Genomic DNA, 26,621 nt, shown 5'->3' on the forward strand with positions numbered 1-26,621 from the left:
AAATCAACAAAGTAAAAAATATTATTAAGAAATAAAGGGGAGTTAAATATGGAGAATAAGATGTTTTGTTTTCAATGTCAAGAAGCAGCTGGTTGCAGCGGATGTACTGTAAGAGGAGTTTGTGGTAAGACTCCTGATCTTGCAAAACTTCAAGACTTATTAATATACAGTTCAAGAGGATTATCAGAAGTAGCTACAAGAGCTAGGGAAGAAGGAGTAACTGTTTCTAATATAATAAATAGAGCTGTGACTATGAATCTTTTCACTACAATTACAAATGCAAATTTTGATGACGCAGTATTCTATAAAATGGTTAAAGAAACTTTAAATCTTAAGGAAGAATTACTTTCAAAATTAAGCAATAAAGAAGGTTTAAGTGACGCTGCATTATGGACAGCTAAAACAGAAGCTGAAATGGATAGTAAAGCTGGTTTAGTAGGAGTACTGTCTACTGATAATGAAGATATTAGAAGTTTAAGAGAAATGATAACTTATGGATTGAAAGGATTAGCTGCATATGTTAAACATGCTAATGCATTAGGATATGATGATGAAGCCATATGTGCATTTATGCAAAAAGCTTTAGCTGCAACAGCAGATAATAAGATAACAATAGATGAATATATAGCATTAACATTAGAAACTGGTAAAGTTGGAGTAGACGGTATGGCATTACTTGATAAAGCTAATACTGAAAGCTATGGACATCCAGAAATTACAAAAGTAAATATTGGAGTAAGTAATAAGCCTGGAATTCTTGTGTCTGGACACGACTTAAAAGACTTAGAGCAATTATTAATTCAAACAGAGGGTACAGGAGTAGATGTATACACTCACTCAGAGATGTTACCAGCTCACTACTATCCAGCATTTAAAAAGTACTCACACTTCATAGGAAACTATGGAAATGCATGGTGGAAGCAAACTGAAGAATTTGAGAGCTTTAATGGACCAATTCTTATGACTACAAACTGTATTGTACCACCTAAAGATAGCTACAAAGCAAGAGTGTTTACTACAGGTGCTGCAGGATATACAGGATGTACACATATTGCAGCTGATGAAAAAGGAAATAAAGATTTTTCAGCATTGATAGAATTAGCTAAAACTTGTGAAGCTCCAATAGAAATTGAACATGGTGAAATCATTGGAGGTTTTGCACACAATCAAGTATTAGCCTTGGCTGATAAAATTGTAGAAGCAGTAAAAACTGGAGCTATAAAGAAATTCTTTGTGATGGCAGGTTGTGATGGTAGACAAAAGAAAAGAGAATACTACACTGACTTTGCAAAGGCATTACCACAAGATACGGTAATCTTAACTGCAGGATGTGCGAAATATAAATATAACAAGTTAGACTTAGGTGATATTGGAGGAATTCCAAGAGTACTTGATGCAGGTCAATGTAATGATTCATACTCACTAGCATTAATTGCTTTAAAATTAAAAGAAGTATTTGAGTTAGAAGATATAAATGAATTACCAATAGCATTTAACATTGCATGGTATGAGCAAAAGGCTGTAATAGTTTTATTATCTCTACTACACTTAGGAGTAAAAAACATTCACTTAGGACCAACACTTCCAGCATTCCTATCTCCAAATGTAGCTAATGTTTTAGTTGAAAACTTTGGAATAGGTGGAATAACTAACGTAGAAGATGATATGAAAATGTTCATGGAAATGTAGTTGAAAAAATAAATATATAATTAAGCCCAATATGTAACTATTAAAAGAGGTTCACTAAAATTGATATTCTAGTGGACCTCTTAATTTAGTATATATTTCTTTTATTTAAGACGAGATTCAATCCAATCTAGGGCACCTGGATGCATAGAACCATCATTATCCAAAGTAATTTGAGAAATGAAAAATATTTCATTATCTTCTTTTACTTCATCTAAAGCTAGCTTTATATCCTTAGAATTCATTTCAGTATGTAAAAGAAATGTGGTTGGCATAATGTTTGCCCAAGCCCCTAAAGATTTAATTTTTCTAGGCAGATTACTATGGTGGTGATGATGGTCGTGGTTGCAATTCTCATCATGCTGGTGATCATGGTCACATTCATGATTATGAGTTTCAGCTATATAATAAGTTATTTGATATACTGACATTTTATTACCTCCTCTAGGTAAGTTTATGGTTATTTAACATGTATTATACATAAAATGAAAGTGATTTGCAATTAATAATTCATTAAAATGATAATTAGTAAGAAATATAAAATATAAATTTTGTAGACCTAATAAATAAAATAATTTATTTATTAATAATTTATTATAATGTTTACAACTGAAGTAATGTATGCTATATTATTGGTAAATGATTACAAAGAAAAGGAGCGGTATGAAATGAAAAAATTATTTATAGTTTTAAAGAAATTTAATAAAATCCATACTGCTTATAATAATAGGGTCATTTAAGGCTTTATTTATGTAATTTATAATATTTTTTAATTAAGTAATTATAATACCTTGAGCAGAGAAATGGATAATTTTCTATGCCAAGGTATTTTTTTATTAAATAATTCAAGGTTATGGAGGCGTGTAAGATGAGAATTAAGAGTGGAATTTTTAGTGTTAGATTAAGAGGCTAAAAGGTGGATTTATGAGTTGCCTTAAATGTGGCTATCTAAACATATGATTTAGATAGTAGAATTTACTCCGTATATATCATGGAGATTTCTTTAAAGAAGTAAACTTTAAAGTTAAAATTCTATAATCATGAATCCGTACTATAGTAGTTTAAATAGTATGATTAAAGGAGATTATGGAAATGGAAAGAAAAGGAATAGTTGTAGGGATAAATATAAATAATGAAAATGGATTTGAAGAATCTATGGTTGAACTTAAGAATTTATGTATGGCCTGTGATATTGAAGCTATAGGAGAGCTTGCACAAAATTCAAAACAAATTAATAAGGCACATTATATTGGAAGTGGAAAGCTAGATGAATTAAAATCATTAGTAAATAGTGAAGAAGTAGACATAGTAATTTTTAATAATGAGCTATCGTCATCACAATTAAGAAATATAGAAAAGGCTATTGAATGTGAAGTTATTGATAGAACTGCACTAATACTAAGTATATTTGCTGAAAGAGCAAAAACTAGAGAAGCAAAACTTCAGGTAGAGGTAGCAAGACTTCAGTATTTATTACCAAGACTAATTGGGGCTAATGAAAATTTAGGTCGTCAAAGTGGAGGTGTAGGAACAAAAAACAAAGGTGCTGGAGAGAAAAAGTTAGAGCTTGATCGCAGAAAGATTGAGGCCAAAATAGCTGCCTTAAACAAGGAGCTTGAAGAGCTAAAACATCAAAGAGAAACACAGCGTAACTTAAGAAGAAAGTCTAGTGTGCCCCAAATAGCCTTAGTTGGATATACTAATGCAGGGAAATCATCAATTATGAATAGTATGATAGATACATTTAAAGATAGTGAAGAAAAAAAGGTTTTTGAAAAAGATATGCTGTTTGCAACCTTAGAAACGTCTATAAGAAGCATAAAGTTAGATGATAATAAAAAATTTTTATTGTCAGATACAGTAGGGTTTGTAAGTAACTTACCACACAATTTAATAAAGGCCTTCAGATCTACCCTAGAGGAAGTTTGTGAAGCTGACTTATTACTCCATGTTGTAGATATTTCTAATCCAGATTATAAACATCATCTTAAAGTAACAAATGAAACATTAAAAGAGATAGGAGCAGAATCAGTTCCTATGATTTATGTTTATAATAAGATTGACTTAGTAGATGATTATTTAACTGAAAAAAATGGAGTTTATATATCAGCAAAGAAAAATTTAGGTATAGATAAACTTGTAGAAACTATATCTAATAAGGTATTTAATAATTATATAAATTGTAATATGTTTATACCTTATGATAAAGGAAATTTGTTATCTTATTTAAATGATAATGCAAGAGTTATAGATAGAAAATATAGAAATGATGGTACTGAGTTATCTATTGAGTGTTCCAATATAGATTATGAAAAATATAGGGAATATGTAATAGGCTAAATTAAAAATAATTAAAAAATATTAAAAAGTATTGACAGAAGTTCAATATGCATATAATATTAATAGCATATAAATTCAAGAAATTCTATGAAGAGAAAAAGTAAGTAGTATTTTTGTTCCAAAGAGAGTTGGCATTTTGCTGAAAGCCAATGTTCAATATACAACTGAAAATCATCTCTGAGAAGCAACGCCGAAATATTTTAGTAGGTTTTGCCGGAGTCTTTCACCGTTAAAAGAAAAGCGTATTGTTAGATACGTATCTAAGTGTTGTAATTGAATCTATTAATGTATTGTTTTTAGATTTGTTTACAGAATTAGGGTGGTAACGCGGTTTAACCCGTCCCTTGTTTTTCAAGGGACGGGTTTTTTATTTTACATTAAAATTTGAAAATGTAAATAAGTAAAGGCATAGAAGATCTTTTGGATGTATATCAGTGCTAAAAGAAGAGAACTAAGGCACTAATAAACTGAAAAGGGGGAACATTATGGATATTCAAGGTGATATTATTAGCTAGTAGAAAATTCACAGCATAATCGAGGGGGAATAAAAATGAACAACTTATCAAAAAAAGATTTAGTATTAATAAGCTTAATGCTTTTCTCATTATTCTTTGGAGCCGGAAATTTAATATTTCCACCATTTCTAGGACAATTAGCAGGTGGAGCAACTTGGATTTCTATGGCAGGATTTTTTATAACAGCAGTAGGATTTCCTGTTTTAGGAGTAGTTGCAGTGGCTAAATCAGGGGGACTACATAATTTGGCTAAAAGAGTTAATCCGTTATTTGCAGGGGTATTTACAGTACTTATATATTTATCTATTGGACCTTGTTTAGGTATTCCAAGAGCTGGAAGTTTACCTTTTGAAATGGCTGTAGCACCATATTTGCCAGAAAGTATATCAAAAATCTGGGCACTTTTTATATTTACTTTAATATTCTTTTCAGTAGCTTATTGGCTTTCATTAACCCCTGCTAAATTAGTGGATCGTATGGGTAAGTTTTTGACACCAATCCTATTAGTACTAATTTCACTAATTTTTATAGCATCAATTTTCAGACCATTAGGTAGTTATGGGGTAGCCACAGAAGAGTATGTAAATTCACCTTTTGTTAAAGGCTTTTTAGATGGATACTTAACTATGGATACCATAGCCGCTTTAAATTTTGGAATAGTTATAGCTTTAGCTATAAAATCTAAAGGAATTGAGGATGAAAAAGCAATTATCTCTACATCTGTAAAGGCTGGTGTAGGCGCAGGCGGATTATTAATAGTAGTTTATTCTATACTGGCACATCTAGGAGCAACTAGTGGAGGAAGATTTGGAACTACTGAAAATGGAGCACAAACTTTAACAAATATCATGACTTATATATTTGGAAAACCAGGTGCTGTACTGTTAGCAGTGATATTTACATTAGCTTGTCTTACAACCTGTGTTGGACTTATAACTTCCTGTAGTCAATACTTTTCCGCATTAAATAGTAAATTATCATATAAAAATTGGGTTAGAATATTATCACTTTCCAGTATGATTCTTGCCAATATGGGATTAACAAAAATTCTTGCTATATCAGTACCAGTATTAAATGCAATTTATCCAATAGCAATAATGCTTATAGTCCTTGCAATGCTAGATAAGTTTTTTAATGGAAGTACAGTGGTATATGGATTAACAATATTGTTTACAGGAATTGTAAGTGTAGCTGATGCATTAGGACAAGTTGGAATACAATGGAACTTTATTGTGAATTTATTTAGCAAGTTACCACTCTATTCTAAAGGATTAGGATGGGTGGTGCCAGCGCTAATTGGTATAGTATTGGGAACTGTATACAAGTTAGTTGAAGAAAAAATAAGCTATAGTAAAGTAAGTGAATTATAAAAATACTCTATCACTATAATTTCCAACATAAACTAGAAGAAAGACATGGGATAAGTATATTAAAATTATAAGGGGAATAATTTTAATAAAACTGTTGACATTCACGTTACGTAAAGCTGTATATTGAATATTAGGAGGAGTGAGAATATGGAATATACAGTGCAAAATTTAGGTAAGTTAGCAGGGATAAGTACAAGAACCCTTAGATACTATGATGAAATAGGAATTCTTAAGCCGGCAAGAATTAATTCATCAGGATATAGGATTTATGGGCAAGCGGAACTTGATAGACTGCAACAAATACTGTTTTATAGAGAATTAGGGGTTAGTTTAATAGATATAAAAAATATAATAAATGAACCTTCCTTTGATGGGATTAATGCACTTATAGAACATCGCCTTAAACTCCTTGAAAAAAGAAAACAAATAGATTTATTAATAGCTAATGTTGAAAAGACCATAGCTAACAAAAAAGGAGGAATTAAGATGAGTAATAAAGAAAAGTTTGAAGGGTTCAAACAAAAACTAATAGATAAAAATGAGAAGAAATACGGTAAAGAAATAAGAGAAAAATATGGTGATGAGGAAGTAAATAAATCTAATGCAAAAGTAAAAGCTATGTCAGAAAAAGAATATGAGGAAGTAACAAACCTGGCAGAAGAAATTATGAATACTTTATCAGCAGCTTTTAAAACAGGTAATCCAGCTGGAGAACTAGCTCAGAAAACAGCAGAATTACATCGCAAATGGATAGAATATTACTGGAGCAGTTACAGTAAAGAAGCCCATGCAGGACTTGCCCAAATGTATGTGGATGATGAAAGATTTACAGCATATTATGATGCTAAACAACCAGGAATGGCAGCTTTTTTAAGGGATGCTATATTCATATATACAGGAACTGATAAATATTAATATAAACATTAAAATTTAAGGATATGAAAGGGTGTCTCCAAAGTATAAGTTTACTAAAATAAACTTAAGGTAAGGCTTTGGAGACACCCTTATTTATCAATTAAATGAGTTATAAAAACTTCCCTTTTTACAAAGTAGAGAATCTATATCTGCAAAAGGAATTTTGAAGGTAACAAAACCAGCAGCATAAGGTGCAATCTCATAAGGTGCAAAAAATATATATAGATTATCTTCATCTACATAAAAATTCTGGTTACTAGTAATACCTTTAAATCCATCTTCATATACATAAGAATATTGAGGGTCAGTTTCTATCATATTTTCTATGATTTTATTTATTTCATCTATCCAACGAGTAGTACAATCAAATAAATCAGATAAGGAATAAAACTCTCCAGTTTTTAAGTTAATATTTGGTGTGCTTCTAGCTGTCATTCCATGAGCAGCGCCAAAAGGATAATAATAGGTATTTATTTCTGGAATATATAAGTCTTTTTTAAAGAATAAAGTTTCAAAATTTCCATAGAGATTATAATCTAAAACTTCATTACGATCAACTATCTTAAGAGCACACAATTCCCTTAATTTTGAATTGATGTTTTCAATTACTGTAGATGGAGTAGACTGATTAATTTGAGGATAATATACTAAATAATCTACATTAGGCTTATATTTTAGTTTTAGTATAGTATATTCATCATTTAATTTAATTCGATTATTGGGTTTATAGATTATATCACCCTTCCTATTCAGGTAATAAGGAATATAGTCTATATCGGCATAAACAATGTCACATTGAAGCTCTAAGGTGCCAGTTCCTTTAACTACAGGTAGGTTTCTAACAATTCTACCACTAAGGTCTATAAAGAAACTATTTTCAAGATTATAAGCAGAGGCTAATCCATTTTTAAATTTTTGAATATCTAAAAATTTAAAATCTGTAAGGGTATTGCCCTTGTTGTCTCCTAACGCGTAGATACTATTAAAAGAAGTATTAACATTATTACCACGATAAATGCCTAGGGCAAATCTATTATCTCCAACATATCTTATATAGTCATAAATGAAAGGATATAGAATATGATCAGATAAAGTTACAACTCCATAATTACCTTTATAATTAGGTGCGGTGCTTACTACCATGTATCCATCATTTACAGGAGAAGCAGATGTAAATTTAGGCTTTATAAGAACACGACCATATATGTCTACATAACCAATAAGCCCTCCTAGGCTTTCGGAAAAAGTAAATACACCTTCATTATAATTACCTACAAATTTATAAGGAAAGGTTGTAATAACAGTTCCACTTTTATCAATGACTTGATAGGTACCATCACGAGATTTAACTAGTGCATAGTTATTTTTAAAGTCACTACCTTCCAAATAATTTGGTGGTAGTACTTCATTACCATCCATATCTATATAACCATATAGTTGGTCATCTGAAGAAGTTTTAATACTAACAAGGGCTAGAGAATCACTATAGCTAGAGATAAAGGTATATGGATTTTTAGTAATTATTTTTCCGCCTTCATCTATAACACCCATAATGTCTCCTTGTACATATACAGCTCTAGATTCAACAAAGGGTTCTATAGAATTATATATAGGTGGAATTACATATTCCCCATTAATGTTAATAACACCACAATTATTATATTTGCAAACTATAGCTAATCTATTTTCATTGAAGCTTGATGCTGTAGAAAAGTTAGGCGATATAATGAAGTTTCCTTTAGAATCGATATATCCGTATAAACTTCCTTTTTGTGTATTGGTTAGAGCTGGATATAAATTTATGCAAGCTCCCTTAAAATCACTCATAAATACTCTCCTATTCATTACTTAATATTAGTGTATTTAAGTTTATTTAATATGTTTCAATGAATTTATAAAGTTTAACATTATTAAGAATTAATTATTACATATAGGTATATCATAATAAAGGTTACTAAAAGGTGACCAATTGAAAGGTTAAGTGTATATTGATATATTTAGTGTAAATAACTTTGAAAGGAGTAAGATATGGAATATATTTTATTATTTTTAGAAGGAATTATAACCTTCATATCTCCATGTGTTTTACCAATGTTGCCTATATATATTTCTTACTTTGCGGGAGATAATAATTTAGAAGATGGAAAGAAAAATAATACTTTAATAAATGCTTTAGGATTTGTAATTGGTTTTACAATAATATTTACACTGTTAGGAACCTTAGCAGGGACTTTTGGAAGCTTTATTAGAAATTACTATACACTACTTAATATAATAGGTGGAACAATAATAGTTATATTTGGTCTAAACTATATGGGTTTACTTAGAATTTCATTTTTAGAGAGAAGTTTTAAGATGGATATGAAGATTAAGTCTCTAAAATTTATTTCTTCAATCTTATTTGGAGTAGTTTTTGCCATTGGATGGACGCCATGTGTAGGTACATTTTTAGGATCAGCCCTGATGATTGCTGCTAATAGTCAGCAGGTTTTAAAGGGCACTTTAATGCTATTTGTTTATAGTATAGGATTAGGAATCCCTTTTATTATATCTGCTATTTTGATAGGGAAGCTAAAGGAAACCTTAGATTTTATAAAAAGAAATTATAAAATAATTAACAGGATTTCTGGAATAATTCTTGTAGTTATTGGAATTGCAATGATGACAGGATATTTAAATAAAATACTTTCAATTTTAAGTTTTTAGGAGGCAGTTATGAAAAATAAGAATATAATTATATGGATTATAGGTTTCATTATATTTTTTATATTGGTTTATCTAGGATATAATGAACTATCATCTCGATATAATGAAAATGAGAAAAATAACAATAAAGGAATAAGTGATAGTCTTATCACTGGTGAGGAAGGTAAGACAGAGGATACAAAGGCCAAAGCTGTAGATTTTACAGTATATGATGAAGATGGAAAGGAAGTTAAACTATCAGATTACAAGGGCACACCAGTGGTACTAAACTATTGGGCTAGTTGGTGTGGACCTTGCCAGAGTGAAATGCCGCTATTTAAAGACGCAAATAAAAAATATGGAGACAATGTTAAAATATTAATGATAAATATGACAGATGGACAAAGAGAAACTGCAGAAAGTGCTAAAAAGTTCATGGTAGATAATGAATATGATATGCTCACTTTATATGATAAGGATTTAGATTTTGCTAATAAATACAATGTTGCAAGTATACCAAGAACTGTTTTTATAGATAAGGAAGGATTCATTACTATGGAAAGAATTGGGGTAGTCAATGAAGAATTTTTAGATGCTATGATAGAGAGGATTAAGAAATAGATAAAACTATTAATAATTAGTGAAAAAAGTGTATTAATAGTAGCTAAATAAAAATGATACAGATATAATATATACTTAATAGCGTATACTTATTTAATTATATAAAAATTTTTACAGGTATATACTAAAGGAGAGAAGTTATGTTTGTAGCAAATAATGAAGAATATCACTGCCCAGTAGAAGCTTTAGCAAATATTTTAGGCAAGAAGTGGGTAGCTAATATAATTTGGTCACTAAGTAAGGATAGTAAAAGATTTGGAGAATTAAATCGTCGAATGAAGGGTTGTAGCAAGAAAATGTTATCTCAGCAGCTAGAAATTCTTATAAACAGCGAGATCATAGATAATGAAAAAGAGATAAACAACAATCAAGTAGAGTCAGTTTATTATCTTACACCTAAGGGGAAATCCTTACTCCCAACTATTGAGCAAATGGTTTTGTGGGGTGAAAAAAATTTGCCTTGCAAGTAAGATTATAATATAAATGAGGGAAATCAAAATTAAAAAAATAAAAAGGATATCTTAAAGCTATTAAAGTTAATAAGCTAAGATATCCTTTTATATTAAGCTTACAATTAAATTCAGGTTTTAAAGTATTAATAAAATAAGTTATAATGATTATTAGTAATGATAATTTAAGCTATTTAAATATGAATCTATTTTAAAATATACCTATTTAAATAGGTAACTATATAAATATATAACTATTTAAATAGTTGTTCTGTTCATGCGGGTTTTAGGGGTTTGTCATTTAAGTAGAGCATTAAAAACATGCTAAAATATGAAGATTTAATAGCTATATTGTTAGTTCTTTTCATTAGTATGTTAAGTTAAAAAGCAAACACATAAGAGGATTAAAAAGGAGCTTAAGATGGAAAACTACATAACTAAAGATAATGAATTTTATAATGATGTGAAGAATTCAGATAATTTAAGTAAGTATAAATTAGACATAGATGAAGCAATCAAAGCTATAATTTCTAAAGAAGATAGATTAGTTTTTGCCAGTGTAGTAAAGGTAGCTGATATTACTAATATTACTGTTTTTAAGTATCCTGAATTAAGAGGATATATTTTAGAAAAAATAAAGTTTGAAAAGGAAATTCAAGCTATAGATAAAAAAATAGATAGAGCCATAGCTAGATTAAATAAAGGAAATAGAAGAATTACTTTTATTTCATTAATGAATAGTTGTAAATTTAACTCTGATCATATATATAATAATCCATACATAAAGGAGAAAATTAGAGCAGCTGTTATTGAAAACACTAGAGGCTTATGTAAAAAGAAGTAGATATTTTACAAAAAAATATGTATTAGGGTATAATAGTGATTAAGGAAAATTTTATCATTAAATAGTAATATGGAGGTGCAATATGGCAACAATGGAAAAGATAAAGACAAGAGAAGAAGTCGAAGAAAAATATAAATGGAAAGTAGATAAAATGTACGCCACTGATGAAAAGTGGGAAGAAGATTTTAAAAAATTAAAGGAAAAATCTCCAAGTCTTTTAGAATTTAAGGGACACCTTAGTATAGGAGCTAAACTATTAGATTACTTACATCAATATGAAGAGATGGCAAGTTTATATGAGGATTTAGTAGTATATGCTCACTTAAGAAGTGATGAAAATAAATCTAACTCTAAATATCAAGTTATGATGGATAAAATATCTACTTTTGGAGCTGAATTTAGTGGATTAATTTCATTTTTCCTTCCAGAACTGTTAACTATGGAAGTGGAAGATATTAAGAAGCTTATAGAAAATACTTCTGGATTAAAACATTATGAAAGATATATTACAAATATATTTGAAGGTAAACCTCATATTTTAAGTGAAGCAGAAGAGAATATATTAGCAAATGTTAGTGATTGTCTAAGTGCGCCAAGTAATATATTCACTATGCTTACTAATGCTGATATAACCTTTCCAAAAATAAAGGATGAAGAGGGTAACGAAGTAGAGCTTACAGCTTCAAATTATTCAGTATTTATCACAAGTAAAGACAGAAAAGTCAGAAAAGAAGCCTTTGAGGTGCTATTTAAAACTTATAAGAATTATGAAAATACCGTGTCAACTTCGTATACTGCTTCTGTTAAGAACTTTATTTTTGAAAGTAAAATTAGAAAATATAACTCTTGTCTTGAAGCATCTTTAAAACCTAATAAAATTCCTGTGGAAGTATATAAAAATGTAGTAAACACAGTGAATAAAAGAATAGATTCCCTTCATAGATATGTAGAGTTAAAAAAGAAATTACTTAACTTAGATGAAATTCATATGTATGATTTATATGTGCCAATTATTGATGCACCAAAGTTTAATATAGCTTTTGAAGAAGGAGTAGCTCTTTGTGAAAAAGCTCTAGAGCCAATGGGGAAAGAGTACATTGATATCTTTAGTAAAGGTGTTAAAGAAGGTTGGATTGATGTTTATGAGAACAAGGGAAAAAGAGGAGGAGCTTACTCTAGTGGTAGCTATACCTCTATGCCATATATCTTATTAAACTATAAAAATCAAGTGAATGATGTATCTACTTTAATTCATGAAATGGGGCATAGCATACACTCCTATTATTCAAGAAACAATCAACCATATACCTATGCTGATTATGAATTATTCTGTGCTGAAGTGGCATCTACTACTAATGAGTGTTTATTGATAGACTATTTAATAAAAAATGAAAAAGATAAAGCTAAAAGACTATATTTAATAAATCAACAACTTGAAGGAATTAGAACTACTGTATTCAGACAGACCATGTTTGCAGAGTTTGAAATGATTGTCCATGAAAAAATGGAGCAGGGGGAAGCTTTATCTAGTGATGATTTATGCAAGATTTATCATGACTTAAATGTTAACTACTTTGGAGATACTATGGTAGTGGATAGTGAAATTGACATTGAATGGGCAAGGATTCCTCATTTTTATAGAGATTTCTATGTATATCAATATGTAACAGGTTTTGCAGCAGCTAACTCTTTCTATGAAAAAATTCTTAATGAAGGGGAAGAGGCAGTTGAAAAATATAAAGGCTTCTTAAAAGCTGGATGTAGTGACTATCCAATTGAAATACTAAAAAAAGCTGGGGTAGATATGACTACACCGAAGCCTTTAGAAGATACTATTAATAGATTTGATGAACTTTTGGCTATGCTTGAAAAAGAATTATAAGAAAAATTATACTTGGAATATTGGAAAGTGAATTTAAATATATTAAGATTTTTTAGGTTATAATAGTAAATAAAGATGATTTTAAAATAATTATGTACTTTGAAATCATCTTTATTTTTTATTGCAATATAAAAATTGCTATTATGTGTTTAGAAAATTATCAACTATATTAAAGGTCACTAATGCATTTTTTTATATTAAATGATAAGTGATTATAATATATGCTGTTTACTAATATTCTTTGATTATTTATGAATTTTTTTTCTTTACTGCAGTCTTTTCCAAAGTTAATTAGTTCCATTCTATCTTGTATAAAGGCAGGTAATAAAAATAGATTCATTATGCCATGTTCGCTTTCGCTATCCTTTATATCTTTAATCATTTGATTAACAAGTTCATTATAGGTTTTTACTAACTTTTCACTACCATCCTTAATTTTATAAGGGAGTATGTAATTATTAACTAATAATGCTATTCCAGTTCCTATTATAACAAACATTATTCTTATCAAAGTAATTTTAACAAGAGCACCAGATAATGCAATTGTAGCTATTGATGATACTGTAATGCATATAACTAAGTATTTGTAATTTGTTGCAAAAGGATTTAAATATCCAGTTAAAAGAATTATTAAAAATCTAGCATTAGGATTTTTTATTAAAGTAAATAAAATAATTATTAATAAAGCTCCTATTAATGTTCCTTCTATTCTTTGCCTTGATTTTATCTTACAGTTCTCTGAGTATGGTTGAATTAAGGCAAATATAGTATAAGTAAGCCATCTTCCTTCTGGTAGCTTAAAATATTCAGTTATAAAAGCTGTTAAAGCACCAGCAATACCTAATTTTACTCCATAGGATACTCTTAAGTCCCTTATACTAAAATTTCTTTTTCGAATATGTAAATTTTGAAAGTGATTTGGTATTCTCTCATTATAGTCTATAGAAATTTTATTTTTTTTATTTAAATTTTCTATTTGGCACATTAGGCTGCTTAGTGTTTCTATTATGTTTTTAAATTCTTGTACATATAGCATATTTGAGTCAATATTTAAGTAATTTACACATAAATTATTAGAATTATAGTTTTTATCTTTTATATTTCTCAAGGAAGTGTATAAATCTCCTAAAAAATATATATAGTTTTCGTCTTTATTTTCAAGTTTTAATTTATCTAATAAAATATTAAATCGTTCTATTGTACATATTATATTAGTTATAATTTTTCCATCATTAGTTAAATAAAAGTTTTTTACTCTTTTATCATACACCATCTTTTTTAAAGTTTTTATAGACTCTTCTATACTTAAGTTGATAGTGTTTAAATCTAAGTTTTCTTTTAATAGATTAAGTTTTAATAATACATTTTCTAAAATGTTGTCTACTTTTTTCATACCTACTTTGGACATTTTATCCTTGTTAGCTAACAATTGAATGGCCATGGTAAACAATGCTCCAAAAGCTAATGCTAATATTCTCTTTAAAAAATTATTACCATACACTGGAGTATATAGCATAAATAAGTATTGAAGTCCAAAAGGTACAACAATAGATTTTCTTAAATTATAACTGAATAGATATGCTAGGGTAAATAGTACTAGAAAATTTATAATTAAACCTATCCATATATTACCAGATGATAAAAATGCGGATATTCCTAAAATTAAATTTATAACTAATAATTTACTTAAATTAGCCCATAGGCATGTTGTTAAATCTCTTTCTAATAAACATAAGGCTACTGTTATTATTCCAACTCCAAGAAGTTTATTGGCATCACCAAAAATACCAATAAAAACATTAATGAATAAGATAATAGCAATAAATAATATGGTTTTTGTTAATACATTCTTTTTATTCATTCTACTTCTCTCCTTTTTTGATATACAAGAAGCAATATTATCATAAGTAAAATATAAATTGCAATAATAAATTTAATTATTTTTATTTAGATCCTTATTTTATCTAATTAGCATATACGTGGGTGTGAAATATTTACAAAGATAATAACAATCTATTCATTAGATAGATATATAATTTATGGATATATATGAAAAAAACTATTGACTCTATACTAAGGATAGACTTTATTATGTATAAGGTAGTATAAAAAACAAAGGAGAATAAAGTATGGAAAAAGAGAATAGATTGAAAGAATTTTTTAAATATGCAGTGCCTTCTGCCCTTGCCATGTTCATATCATCTTTATATACAGTAGTAGATGGAATATTTGTTGGGCAAGGTGTCGGTGATTTAGCATTGGCAGCAGTAAATATTGTACTTCCCTTTACCGTGATGTTATTTGGACTTGCTTCAATGTTTGCCATAGGTGGAGGAACTTTAGTGTCGAAAAACATAGGTGCAAATAATATAGATAGAGCAGTAATTATTTTTAGACAAGTATTTAAGTTTCTTTTAATAACTAGCGGCATTATAAGTATTACATGTATTATATTCACAGAACAAATAGTAACTATTTTAGGAGCAACAACTAGTTTGAAAGGATTAGCAGTGGAATATTTAAGATTTTATGCAATCTTTTGTATCCCTAACTTGATAGGAATAGTACTAAGTAGTTTTGTAAGAAATGATGGAAGGCCAAAGCTTGCCATGATATCAACAATTGCAGGAGCAGTAACTAATATTATCTTAGATTATATATTTATATTTAAATTTGGATTAGGCATAAAGGGAGCTGCAATAGCTACAGGCCTTGGTCAAATTATTACAGTATCTGTGTTATTGCCACATTTTATTATGAAGAAAGGTTATTTAACCTTTGGTAATGTAAAAATAAATAAAAGGGATTTAAAAGAATTTTGTTTAATAGGATTTCCGTCTTTTTTTGCTCAAGGAAGTTATTCAATAATGGTATTAATACATAATATTGTTTTAGTTATGTTTATTGGAGAAAAAGGAATTTCAGCCTATAGTATAATTAACTATATAACAACAAATATATATATGGTTCTTTATGGCTTGACTTTAGGAGTACAACCTCTTATTAGCTATAATTTTGGTAAAAAAGATGGAGAACAAATGCTAGGATTTTTCAAGATAACATGTATATCTTCAACAATAATTAGTGGTTTCTCTGTTATAATATGTTTTATATTTGGTCCAGCACTTATAGGTATATTTACAGCAGATCCTGTAATTGCAAATCTTGCATATATAGCGCTTAGAATAGCAAGTGTAAGTTATTTTGCCGTTGGAATAAATTTAAATACATTAGTTTATTTCCAAGCCTTAGAGATGCCAAAATACTCAAATTTAAGTTGTCTTTTAAGGTCTGTTATTTACTTGCCAATTTCACTAATGATACTTTATAAAGTCTTTGGAGCGAATGGAATTTGGGCAGGTACAATATTATCGGAAAGCCTTACATTTATAACTATAAGTATAGTCGCTAATATAAGAGTATCTACTAAAGAAGTATTAAGTGCATAAAATTTAGAATAGTAGAGGGCTGTCCAAAATTTAAGGATTTTGGACAGCCTATTTTTGAAATTTAGGATATAATAATAATGGGGTGAGAGTATATGGATACAAGATTCTCAATTGGTGAAGTATCTAAATTACATAATATTTCTATACAAACATTGAGGCATTATGACAAAATTGGATTGTTAAAGCCGGCCTATGTAAATGAAAAGAGTAAGTATAGATACTACTCAGTAAAACACTTTATAATTTTAGATTTGATAAAACAATGTAAAGCTATGGGGTTATCTCTAGATGAAATAAAAATACTAGTGAATAATTACACTTCCGTTAACTCTATTTTAGATATAATAACAAAGCAAAAAGAAATAGTAGAAGAAAAGATAAAAGAGTTAGAAAGCATAAAAAATAATATATGTTTCTTAGAGGATAGAATTCAAACAGTATTAAAAGAGGGAATAAATGAGCCTTTTATAAAATATTGTACTGAAAGAAAATTTATAAAATATAGTAATACCCATAGATATACAGAAGAATTTGAAATAAATCTATCTAAAACCTTAGGATATATTGAAAAAAAGTATGGAAGCACTAATAAAGAGTTAGTTTTTCCAACATCTTATGAAGACTTTAAAAATCAAGAAAAGTTAACTTATAATAATTTAATGATAAGTATAAATGAAAACATGGATATAGATGAAAAGAAAGTAATTACACTAAAATCAGGAAATTATATTACAATAAATTTTGATGATGATTATAAAGATACAAGTAAATATTACAGAAAGTTAGTTGAGTATATTGAAAAAAATAATATAATAGTTAGTGGAAGTTTTTATGAGATATATATAATGACAAGATGCGGGATAGATAAAGAAGAAAAAGCTTTAGGACAAATTCAAATTTTAATAGATGAGAATAAGTAATTTTAAATGACAATATAGGAGAGATAGCATGAAGAACATTTATTTAATTAGACATTGTAAGGCATATGGACAGCCAGCTGAGGCAGAGTTAACAGAGGTTGGTATAGAACAAGCATTAGAATTAAAGGACTATTTACTAAAGTATAGTATTAATTATATTGTATCTAGTCCCTATGTAAGGGCTATAAAGACAATAACACCTTTTGCAAAGCATTTAGGGTTAGAAATAAATATTGATGAAAGAGTAAAAGAAAAGTTATTACTACCTCATGTGGTAGATGATTACACACCTTATTTATTAGCAGCCTATGAAGATATGGATATAACCTTTCATGGAGGAGAATCTTCAAATGAAGCTACTAAAAGGGCCATTGAAGCTTTAACAGATATTTTAAAGTTGGAAGAGGAAAATGTAGCAATAGTCACCCATGGAGAGTTATTTTCTTTAATAATGAGGTATTTTGATAAGGTTTCAGGTTTTGATTTTTGGAAGAACTTAAGTAATCCAGATGTATATTTATTGAGATTTGAAACTAATGATATAGAAAGTATAGTAGATATTAAGAGAGTATGGAAGGCTTAGAATAAGATAAAAATTTTCTTTGAAGAAACATAATAGATTTTGTTAAAATAAACTCAATTAGATATAATCATAGATGAGGTGGTTAACTTATGAAAGAAAAGATTTTTATTATTGAAGATGAAGAAAAGATTAGAAGAGAACTAGGTACTTTTTTAAATAGATATGGATATGACATTATAACCTCTGATAATTTTGAGAACATAGTAGAGGAGGCTTTAGAGGCAGAACCTAATTTAATATTATTAGATATTAATTTACCATATTATGATGGATACTATATCTGTAGAGAAATAAGAAAAACCTCTAGCGTGCCTATTATTGTTGTAACTAGTAGAGATAGTGATATGGACGAATTAATGAGTATGAATTTAGGGGCTGATGATTTTATTACTAAACCATATAACACTGAAATATTATTAGCTAGGATTGCTTCAATTATTAGAAGAACTTATAGAAGTAATGATATGGAGATTTTTGATTGTAGAGGACTTAAATATAATCTTTCTACCAGTGAAATAGAGTTTGATGATAAAAAACAAGAATTAACTAAAAATGAAAGTAAAATTCTCTATACATTAATTAAAAGTAAGGAAAAGATAGTATCTAGAGATGAACTTATGAAATGTCTATGGCAATCTGATGAGTTTGTAGATGATAATACTTTAACTGTAAACATAAATAGACTAAGAAAAAAATTAGAGGAAATAGGAGCTGTTGGCTATTTACAAACTAAAAGAGGTCAGGGGTATATTTTATCTTAGAACATTAAAATAAGTTAAACCTAAAGGAAGGAAATTTTAATGAGTTTTAAAGAGTATATAAAAGAAAAAATTGTTTTTTTGATTATAAATGCAATAATTTTTCTATTTACAGGAATATTGTTAAAAGCATTAAAGGTAGATATCTATGCCATTTTTTTTGTGGAAGTTCTGAACTTTATAGGCTCATCCTTATTTTATATATATGATTATTTTACAAAAAGAAAATTTTATAATAATCTTTTGCAAGGCTTAAATAATCTAGATAAGAAATATCTTATTTCTGAAGTTATAGAGGAGCCTAACTTCTTAGAGGGAAGAATTTTATACGAAGTAATTCAAGAGACAGATAAGGCTATGAACGATGAAATATCTACATTAACCATTAAAAATAGTGAATATAAAGATTATATAGAGTTGTGGGTTCATGAAATTAAAACACCTATTGCATCTAGTAGATTAACCATAGAAAATAACCCATCTCCCATTACAAAGAGTATAGAGGAAGATTTAGATAAGGTAGAAAATTATATAGAGCAAGCTCTTTTTTATACTAGAAGTAATAATATAGAGAAGGACTATATGATTAGAGAAATAAGTCTTAAAAACTGTATTAATGCAACAATAAAAAGGAATGCTAGAGTTCTTATTGAGAAAGGAATTAAAATTGAAATTGATAATGTAGATAAAATCGTTTATGCGGATAGTAAATGGGTAGAATTTATATTAAATCAAATTATATCAAATTCTATTAAATATATGAAATTTCCTAAAAGTGTTAGAAAAAACTCATTAGGTGAAGAGCATAAAAAACAAGACACTATTAAAATATATTGCATAGAAAAGGAAGAGGACATTATTCTAAACATAGAAGATAATGGTATAGGTATTGGCGAAAGCTCTATTGGTAAAGTATTTGAAAAAGGGTACACCGGAGAAAATGGAAGAATCTTTGGAAAATCCACAGGAATAGGCTTATACCTTTGTAAAAATCTCTGCGAAAAATTAGGGCTTGGTATAAAGATAAGGTCTAAAGCTTATAAAGGTAGTACAGTATCTATCTTGTTTCCTATAAATAAAATGTTCATATTAAAAGATTAACCTAACAAAAACGTAAGATTTCTGTTAGGTTTTTCTATGGATGGATATTTTCTATACATGTAATATATAGGTATAGAGAACAGGAGGAAAGAAAATGAATAAAGAAGTATTAAAAGTAAGTAATATAGAAAAGTACTATGGAAGTAATGGTAATATAACTAAGGCCATAAATAATATTAGTTTCTCTGTGGAAGAAGGAGAATTCATAGGAATAATGGGGGCTTCAGGTAGTGGAAAAACAACTTTGTTAAACTGTATATCCACCATAGATAAGGTAACTAGTGGTCATATTCATATTGAAGGAAAGGATGTAACTTCAATAAATTCTAAGGGATTAGCTAGATTTAGACGAGAAAATTTAGGTTTTATATTTCAAGACTTTAATCTTTTAGATACCTTAACTGCCTATGAAAATATTGCATTAGCACTAACTATTGGAAAGGTAAATCACAAAGAGATTAATAGAAGAGTTGAAGAGGTTGCTAAGAGTTTAAATATAGAGGAAGTCTTAAATAAATATCCCTATGAAATGTCAGGTGGTCAAAAACAAAGAGTAGCATCAGCTAGAGCTATAATTACAAATCCATCTTTAGTTCTTGCAGATGAGCCTACAGGTGCTTTAGATTCAAAATCAGCAAAGATGTTACTAGAAAGCTTGGAGGAGCTTAATACTAATTTAGGAGCTACTATTATGATGGTAACTCATGACGCCTTTACAGCTAGCTATGCTAGTAGAATTCTGTTTATAAAGGATGGTAAAATATTTAATGAGTTAATTAGAGGAAAGGATTCAAGGAAGGAATTCTTTAATAAGATAATTGAAGTGGTAACTCTACTTGGAGGTGACCAAAGAGATGTATTTTAAATTAGCTGCTAGGAATCTAAAAAGAAGTTTTAAGGATTATACTATATATTTCTTAACTCTAGTATTTGGGGTATGTATATTTTACACCTTTAACTCCATTGAAGCTCAAAGTATTTTAATGGAAGTTAGTGAAATGCATAAAAATATGTTTCACTTAATAAGTAAAATTATGGGAGTAGCATCAATATTTATTTCTTTTATACTAGGTTTTTTGATAGTCTATGCCAATAATTACTTAATTAAAAGAAGAAAAAAGGAATTTGGAGTTTATATGACCTTAGGTATGGAAAACTCTAGATTATCCTCCTTATTATTTATAGAGACTATGATGATAGGAGTAATTTCTTTAGCATTAGGTCTTATATTAGGAATATTTTTATCACAAGGACTATCTGTAGTTACAGCAAAACTTTTTAAAGTGGATTTAACAGGGTTTAGGTTTATATTTTCTATGGACGCCTTTATAAAAACTATTCTTTGCTTCGGTGTTATATACCTTATAATTCTTATTTTTAACTCCATTATAGTAAGAAAAGTAAAACTAATAAATCTATTAACTTCTGCTAAGTTTAATGAAAAAATGAAAATAAAAAACATATGGACTTCTGTAGTTGTATTTATAATTAGTGTAATAACCATAGGAAGTGGATATTACATAGTGCTTAAAAATGGAATAGCTAGTTTTGATAAAAATATATTAATAGCCATTGCACTTGGAGCTGTAGGAACATTTCTATTTTTCTTTTCCCTTGCAGGATTCTTACTCAAGGTAGTTCAAAGTAGTAAGAAGTTTTATTTAAGAAATTTAAATATGTTTGTGTTAAGACAAATAAATAGTAAAATTAACACTACCTTTATATCTATGACCTTTATATGTTTAATGCTATTTGTAGCTATATGTACTCTTTCAGGAGGACTTGGAATTAGTACCGCTATGAATACTGAAATTGAGGATTTAACTCAATTCGATATGAGCTTTTGGGACAATGAAGGAGAAGATGTAGACACTGTGTTAAAAAAATATAATGTAGATATATCAAAATATGAAGATAACTATGTAAGCTATAAGGAATATGATAGTGGAGTTAACTATAGAGATTTTTTAAGTGAAAAAGGCTTAGAAGATGGAAATAACTATTATCCTGTATTTAAGAATTTACCAATTAGTGTTATGAAGGTATCGGATTTTAATAAAATAATGAAAATGTTAAATAGAGAAGAAGTAAAACTTAAGGCTGGAGAATATGCGGTCTTTGGAGATATAAGCGATATGATTAAAAATTTACAAGAAACTGTAGATAGTGGAAAAGAAATTACTATAGGTGGTAATAAACTAAAACCATATCATGGTAATGTTTTAGAGGTAGTAACTTATTCTTCTATGATGAAGCAAAATTTTTGTGTATTTTTAGTAGAGGATTCTATAGTAGAGGGTCTAACTCCCACTAGGGGATATTTGAATTTGAACTATAGTGGGGATGGTAGTGAGATAAGAGAAGCTTTAGATGTTAATATTAGAGAATATAATGGCAATGATGATTTAAATACTAGATATATTACTAAGGAAGAAATTAAGGAGCAGTCTACAGGACTAGGAGCTTTAGCATCATACCTTGCCATATACATGGGAATTATATTCCTAATTACTTCAGCAGCGGTATTAGCCCTTCAACAGTTATCAGAATCTGCAGATAACACAGAAAGATATAATCTTCTAAGAAAAGTTGGAGTAGATGAATCTATGATAAATCACTCTGTATTAACCCAAGTAGCAATTTACTTTATGATGCCCTTATCCTTAGCTATAGTTCACTCTATAGTAGGATTAAAATTGGCTTCAGATATAGTAGCTATATTTGGAGGTGCAAGCATGGTGGATCATATAGTAGTTGCATCGGTGGTATTAGTAATAGTTTATGGTGGATACTTCTTAGCCACCTATTCTGGAAGTAAAAAAATGATTAAAGGAAATTAATAAAAAGTTTAAACTTTATAATATATTAGTATAGTAAACTACTTCAAATTAAATAGAATTTGAGGTAGTTTCTTTTTAATGTATAGATATATATAATAGAATATGTTACCATATAAGCTATAAAATTCAATTATATTTAATAGAAAATCTTTTTTAAAAGAAATAATTTGAGGAGCTTGTTGATTAGACAGAACAGATAATATTATCTTTATTCTATTAAGGAGGGGAAATTGTGAATGAATCATATTGGAATGGGAGATTGGATTTTTTAAAAGCTATACGTACTGGATGGTGTAATAATGATTATATAGAATTCCTTGTAGAGAAGGTTTGGAAAATTAGTAAGCCTGTAAATATCATTGATTTTGGTTGTGGCTTTGGATATGTTGGATTACTATTATTGCCCATATTACCTAAAGGAAGTACATATACAGGTATTGATATTAGTGATACTCTCTTAGATGATGCAAAAGACATTTTTGCAAATTCAGGCTATATAACAAAATTTATAAAGGCAGACTTGAATGAGTATATACCAACTGAAGATTATGATATAGCTATATCGCAAGCAGTATTAAGACATATTCCAAATACAAAGAATATTCTTGATAAAATGATACAATCAGTTGTAAGTGGTGGTTTAGTTGTTTGTATGGAAGCAGACCTAGAAATAGAAAAGACAGGTCAATATTTTAGTGGATTAGATTACACTGAACTTGGAATTATACATTTACATCGAAAAATGTATAAGAAGGAATTAGAAAATGGAGGTAGAGATTATAGAGTTGGTGTTAAAATTCCTGAAATTATGCAAGAGTTAGGATTATATAATGTTGATGTGCGAATGAATGATAGGGTTAAATTTATTAATCCCCATGGTAATAAAGAAGAACATGATAAACAATTTGATGCAATTACTACTGCTTGGAGTTGGAATAAACAGCTATCAGAGAATGAGAAGGTTGACTATATAAATTCTCTGATAAATAGAGGATTAAGTGAGCAGGAAGCTAAAGTATTCGTAGATGGTGAGTCAAAAATAAGTGAATATGTTATGAGTAATAAAGATAGTGCATATATTATTCAAACGCCATGTATACTTATATCTTATGGTACGAAGTAGGAGGTATTTTATGAAGATAAAAAAATAATAAAATCCTATAAGTTTAGTACAATTATATTATCTATAGTGTGCATATTTTTAATTTATTCCTTAATCAACATGAAGCATAGAGAAAATGTGCATATTTTAAAAAATTTTAATTATGGATTGGATAGTATCCATTATATTCTGGAAGATTATAATAAAAAAATCTATAATGAAGATAATGTTAATAGCAAGATTGATACTGTAAAAAGAACAATATTGAAGATAGATTTGTGTAGTGAGAGTTTAGATTATGGAATTATTAATAAAAAATTTAATAGACCAATAGAGGGATTTGTTTCTAAATTAATTGCAATTGATTATGATAAGTTAAAAGAAAACCCTGATTATTTAAATCAGGTATTAGAATTTTTAAATGAAGCTTATCTTGTATCTTCTAAAATTCATAAAATACCCCTAGAAGATTTTTATGAAGATAAGATGCTGGATATTTTTAGACTAGAATTAAGTGATGAAATAACAAATTACCTAAATAAAATGAATTCTCTAAAAATGTAAAAGTAGCTAGGTTTGCATCAATACAAACCTAGCTACTTTTATATTGAGATATTAAAGAATTTTAGCTACTAATACTATTATATAAGAAGCTGGTATAAGCAGTGGAAGAGCTGCGAAGGTTCCAATAGTTTTACTTCCTATCATGGCAATAACACAGCTACGAAAATCTTCTTCAGGACACTTACCGTCTATTACATCATCAGTCATAATGGATAGTTGTGGATCTATAAAAATAGACATTAGGATTGTAGCAAATCCATTTATTACTGAGGATAGGGTTATACAAGTTGCTCTTAACTCAGGAACTATGGTACCAGCATAAATTGGTGCTAAGGCTCCTACAGTTAATATTGCAACTGCAATTATATTATAAATTATTATTTTTAAAGGTAACTTTTTAAAATTAATTTTAGTTACACTTTCTTTCACTGGAATTGAAATACAGTCCCTCATATAATGGACACCTGCCTTTGAAAAACTGTGCATAATTAGCTTGGGTATAGATTTATCAATAGAAAATCTGATGACACCTTTATAAAATAATCTTTGAAAAGTAGGAATTAAAAAGGCGCCTACTAGGGTAGCTATACCAGAAACTATTATAATTAACTTAAAAAGGTTTAATACATCACTTCCACCTGTACTATTCTCAACAAACTTTGTTAGTAAAGGAGCTTGGAAGGTTAAGGCTGTTCTTGATACTAAAGATAATATATTAAATACAGCAAAGGTTATTGCTATTTTACCTGTTCTAACACCTACAAGTCTTACAGAGTAAGCTAATGTTCCTATTATGGCAATTATAAAATTCAAAACTAAAACAATTATAATTTGAGTACTCAAAGTTATTCCTCCGTTCCATTTTCAAATATATCTATATTTTTACAACAATTAGAAATGTATTAATAGTATATAACATATTCAGAAATAAAACTAGGTTATTCAATTATTATAAGAAGCACTAGGGAGAGGAAAATTCATATAAATATTTTCTAATATAACTTCACATATTGTTGACAAGCTCCAAGATGGTGCTATACTAGGTGTATATACAGATGTATAGTTACGTGACGGAGGTGTGTAAAATTTGGGTTTAAAAGAAGACATATTAAAGTTAAAAAAAGAGAAGAATACTTTAGTTTTAGCTCATCTTTATGAAAAAGCAGAAATACAGGAAGTTGCAGACATAGTAGGAGACTCATATTTTTTAAGCAAGAAAGCTATGGAAAGTTCTAAAGATATAATAGTATTTTGTGGAGTAAAATTTATGGCTGAGAGTGCCAAAATATTATCACCTAATAAAAGAATATTAATTCCAGTAAATGATACTACATGTCCAATGGCAGATATGGCTACAGTAGATAAATTAAAAGCTATGAAATTAAGAAATCCTAAAGCAAAGGTAGTAACATATATAAATTCAAATGGAGATATTAAAGCGTTATCTGATGTTTGTGTTACATCATCCTCTGCTAAGGTAATTTTAAATAATATAGAGGAAGAAGAAATAATATTCCTTCCAGATAGAAATCTAGGTAGTTATTTGCAAGAAAATATACAGAACAAGAAGTTTATACTTTATGATGGGTTTTGTCCAGTTCATGAGAGAGTTGAAGAGGAAGAGGTTTTAACTTTAAAGAATAGGTATCCAAATTTTAAGGTGCTAGTTCATCCAGAGTGCTCTAAAAAAGTAAGAGATTTAGGAGATTTTATAGGAAGTACTTCTGAACTTATAGATTATAGTGTTCAAGATGGAACTAATGGATTTATAGTAGTAACAGAGGAAGGCGTTCTTTATCAGATGAAAGAAAAAAGTCCCAATAAAACCTTTATCCCTATAGAAAGTGGAATGATTTGTCCCAATATGAAAAAAATATCAATGAAAGATTTATATAATTGCTTAATTAATGAGGAGTTTGAAGTGCATATTGAAGAGGAGCTAAGATTGAAAGCTCATAAATCTTTAGAAAATATGCATCTTCTATCTAATAAGTAAA

At 28.5% G+C, this 26,621-nt stretch carries 23 protein-coding genes and 1 other annotated feature; of the genes, 19 read left to right on the forward strand and 4 right to left on the reverse strand.

Annotation, left to right across the window (positions count from 1 at the left end; all coding sequences use genetic code 11):
- Positions 1 to 48 precede the first annotated feature (48 nt).
- Positions 49 to 1,689 carry a hydroxylamine reductase gene (hcp, locus tag ACTNBA_RS00510; RefSeq protein WP_346866681.1) on the forward strand — a complete coding sequence of 547 codons (1,641 nt, stop codon included), beginning with the start codon at positions 49 to 51 and terminating at the stop codon, positions 1,687 to 1,689.
- A gap of 101 nt (positions 1,690 to 1,790) precedes the next feature.
- On the opposite strand, the gene ACTNBA_RS00515 is transcribed toward hcp, so the two are convergent.
- Complete coding sequence (locus tag ACTNBA_RS00515; RefSeq protein ID WP_441071707.1) at positions 1,791 to 2,117, reverse strand: hypothetical protein; 327 nt, start codon at positions 2,115 to 2,117, stop codon at positions 1,791 to 1,793.
- A gap of 661 nt (positions 2,118 to 2,778) precedes the next feature.
- On the opposite strand from ACTNBA_RS00515, the gene hflX reads away from it, so the two are divergent.
- From hflX to ACTNBA_RS00530, 3 genes are all read left to right on the forward strand, one after another.
- Entirely contained in the window at positions 2,779 to 4,026 is a 1,248-nt protein-coding gene (gene hflX / locus ACTNBA_RS00520) for a GTPase HflX (RefSeq protein ID WP_441071709.1), read from the forward strand.
- Positions 4,027 to 4,104: 78 nt separating this feature from the next.
- Positions 4,105 to 4,374, forward strand: a binding site (T-box leader).
- Between the two features lie 202 nt (positions 4,375 to 4,576).
- Entirely contained in the window at positions 4,577 to 5,911 is a 1,335-nt protein-coding gene (gene brnQ, locus ACTNBA_RS00525) for a branched-chain amino acid transport system II carrier protein (RefSeq protein ID WP_441071711.1), read from the forward strand.
- 147 nt (positions 5,912 to 6,058) lie between these two features.
- Positions 6,059 to 6,826: a MerR family transcriptional regulator gene (locus ACTNBA_RS00530; RefSeq protein WP_035133202.1), complete on the forward strand. Its 768-nt coding sequence runs from the start codon at positions 6,059 to 6,061 to the stop codon at positions 6,824 to 6,826.
- Between the two features lie 96 nt (positions 6,827 to 6,922).
- On the opposite strand, the gene ACTNBA_RS00535 is transcribed toward ACTNBA_RS00530, so the two are convergent.
- Complete coding sequence (locus tag ACTNBA_RS00535; protein WP_441071713.1) at positions 6,923 to 8,653, reverse strand: WG repeat-containing protein; 1,731 nt, start codon at positions 8,651 to 8,653, stop codon at positions 6,923 to 6,925.
- A gap of 201 nt (positions 8,654 to 8,854) precedes the next feature.
- On the opposite strand from ACTNBA_RS00535, the gene ACTNBA_RS00540 reads away from it, so the two are divergent.
- The 5 genes from ACTNBA_RS00540 (at position 8,855) to pepF (ending at position 13,307) form a co-directional block, all read left to right on the forward strand.
- Positions 8,855 to 9,532: a cytochrome c biogenesis CcdA family protein gene (locus ACTNBA_RS00540; protein WP_441071715.1), complete on the forward strand. Its 678-nt coding sequence runs from the start codon at positions 8,855 to 8,857 to the stop codon at positions 9,530 to 9,532.
- A gap of 9 nt (positions 9,533 to 9,541) precedes the next feature.
- Entirely contained in the window at positions 9,542 to 10,132 is a 591-nt protein-coding gene (locus tag ACTNBA_RS00545; protein WP_441071717.1) for a TlpA family protein disulfide reductase, read from the forward strand.
- A gap of 140 nt (positions 10,133 to 10,272) precedes the next feature.
- On the forward strand, positions 10,273 to 10,602 hold the full coding sequence (locus ACTNBA_RS00550) for a winged helix-turn-helix transcriptional regulator (RefSeq protein WP_035133205.1): 330 nt from the start codon (positions 10,273 to 10,275) through the stop codon (positions 10,600 to 10,602).
- Positions 10,603 to 11,002: 400 nt separating this feature from the next.
- Entirely contained in the window at positions 11,003 to 11,425 is a 423-nt protein-coding gene (locus tag ACTNBA_RS00555; protein ID WP_441071720.1) for a hypothetical protein, read from the forward strand.
- 82 nt (positions 11,426 to 11,507) lie between these two features.
- A complete protein-coding gene (gene pepF, locus ACTNBA_RS00560; protein ID WP_441071722.1) occupies positions 11,508 to 13,307 on the forward strand; it encodes an oligoendopeptidase F in 1,800 nt (599 codons plus the stop codon).
- A gap of 169 nt (positions 13,308 to 13,476) precedes the next feature.
- Here the strand turns inward: pepF and ACTNBA_RS00565 are convergent, their stop codons facing one another.
- On the reverse strand, positions 13,477 to 15,168 hold the full coding sequence (locus ACTNBA_RS00565) for an FUSC family protein (protein WP_441071724.1): 1,692 nt from the start codon (positions 15,166 to 15,168) through the stop codon (positions 13,477 to 13,479).
- A gap of 268 nt (positions 15,169 to 15,436) precedes the next feature.
- Here ACTNBA_RS00565 and ACTNBA_RS00570 point away from each other — a divergent pair, with 268 nt between their 5' ends.
- From ACTNBA_RS00570 to ACTNBA_RS00610, 9 genes are all read left to right on the forward strand, one after another.
- Positions 15,437 to 16,756, forward strand: coding sequence for an MATE family efflux transporter (locus ACTNBA_RS00570; protein ID WP_441071726.1), 1,320 nt, complete (start codon positions 15,437 to 15,439; stop codon positions 16,754 to 16,756).
- 92 nt (positions 16,757 to 16,848) lie between these two features.
- Positions 16,849 to 17,676 carry a MerR family transcriptional regulator gene (locus tag ACTNBA_RS00575; protein ID WP_441071729.1) on the forward strand — a complete coding sequence of 276 codons (828 nt, stop codon included), beginning with the start codon at positions 16,849 to 16,851 and terminating at the stop codon, positions 17,674 to 17,676.
- A 28-nt stretch (positions 17,677 to 17,704) separates the two neighbouring features.
- Positions 17,705 to 18,259, forward strand: coding sequence for a histidine phosphatase family protein (locus ACTNBA_RS00580; protein WP_441071731.1), 555 nt, complete (start codon positions 17,705 to 17,707; stop codon positions 18,257 to 18,259).
- Between the two features lie 89 nt (positions 18,260 to 18,348).
- Complete coding sequence (locus ACTNBA_RS00585; RefSeq protein WP_441071733.1) at positions 18,349 to 19,020, forward strand: response regulator transcription factor; 672 nt, start codon at positions 18,349 to 18,351, stop codon at positions 19,018 to 19,020.
- A gap of 39 nt (positions 19,021 to 19,059) precedes the next feature.
- A complete protein-coding gene (locus ACTNBA_RS00590; RefSeq protein ID WP_441071735.1) occupies positions 19,060 to 20,118 on the forward strand; it encodes a sensor histidine kinase in 1,059 nt (352 codons plus the stop codon).
- Between the two features lie 94 nt (positions 20,119 to 20,212).
- Positions 20,213 to 20,983, forward strand: coding sequence for an ABC transporter ATP-binding protein (locus ACTNBA_RS00595; RefSeq protein ID WP_035133213.1), 771 nt, complete (start codon positions 20,213 to 20,215; stop codon positions 20,981 to 20,983).
- Positions 20,973 to 22,958, forward strand: a complete 1,986-nt coding sequence (locus tag ACTNBA_RS00600; RefSeq protein ID WP_441071738.1) for an ABC transporter permease — start codon at positions 20,973 to 20,975, stop codon at positions 22,956 to 22,958. The genes ACTNBA_RS00595 and ACTNBA_RS00600 overlap by 11 nt, the downstream gene beginning before the upstream one ends.
- A gap of 232 nt (positions 22,959 to 23,190) precedes the next feature.
- Complete coding sequence (locus ACTNBA_RS00605) at positions 23,191 to 24,081, forward strand: class I SAM-dependent methyltransferase (RefSeq protein ID WP_441071741.1); 891 nt, start codon at positions 23,191 to 23,193, stop codon at positions 24,079 to 24,081.
- Positions 24,082 to 24,198: 117 nt separating this feature from the next.
- A complete protein-coding gene (locus ACTNBA_RS00610; protein ID WP_441071743.1) occupies positions 24,199 to 24,624 on the forward strand; it encodes a hypothetical protein in 426 nt (141 codons plus the stop codon).
- Positions 24,625 to 24,675: 51 nt separating this feature from the next.
- On the opposite strand, the gene ACTNBA_RS00615 is transcribed toward ACTNBA_RS00610, so the two are convergent.
- A complete protein-coding gene (locus tag ACTNBA_RS00615) occupies positions 24,676 to 25,467 on the reverse strand; it encodes a lipid II flippase Amj family protein (protein WP_441071744.1) in 792 nt (263 codons plus the stop codon).
- Between the two features lie 244 nt (positions 25,468 to 25,711).
- Between ACTNBA_RS00615 and nadA the strand changes: the two genes are divergently transcribed.
- Entirely contained in the window at positions 25,712 to 26,620 is a 909-nt protein-coding gene (gene nadA / locus ACTNBA_RS00620; RefSeq protein WP_441071747.1) for a quinolinate synthase NadA, read from the forward strand.
- Position 26,621: the final 1 nt, after the last annotated feature.

This window comes from Clostridium sulfidigenes, assembly GCF_052067195.1.
Taxonomy (GTDB): domain Bacteria; phylum Bacillota; class Clostridia; order Clostridiales; family Clostridiaceae; genus Clostridium_J; species Clostridium_J sulfidigenes.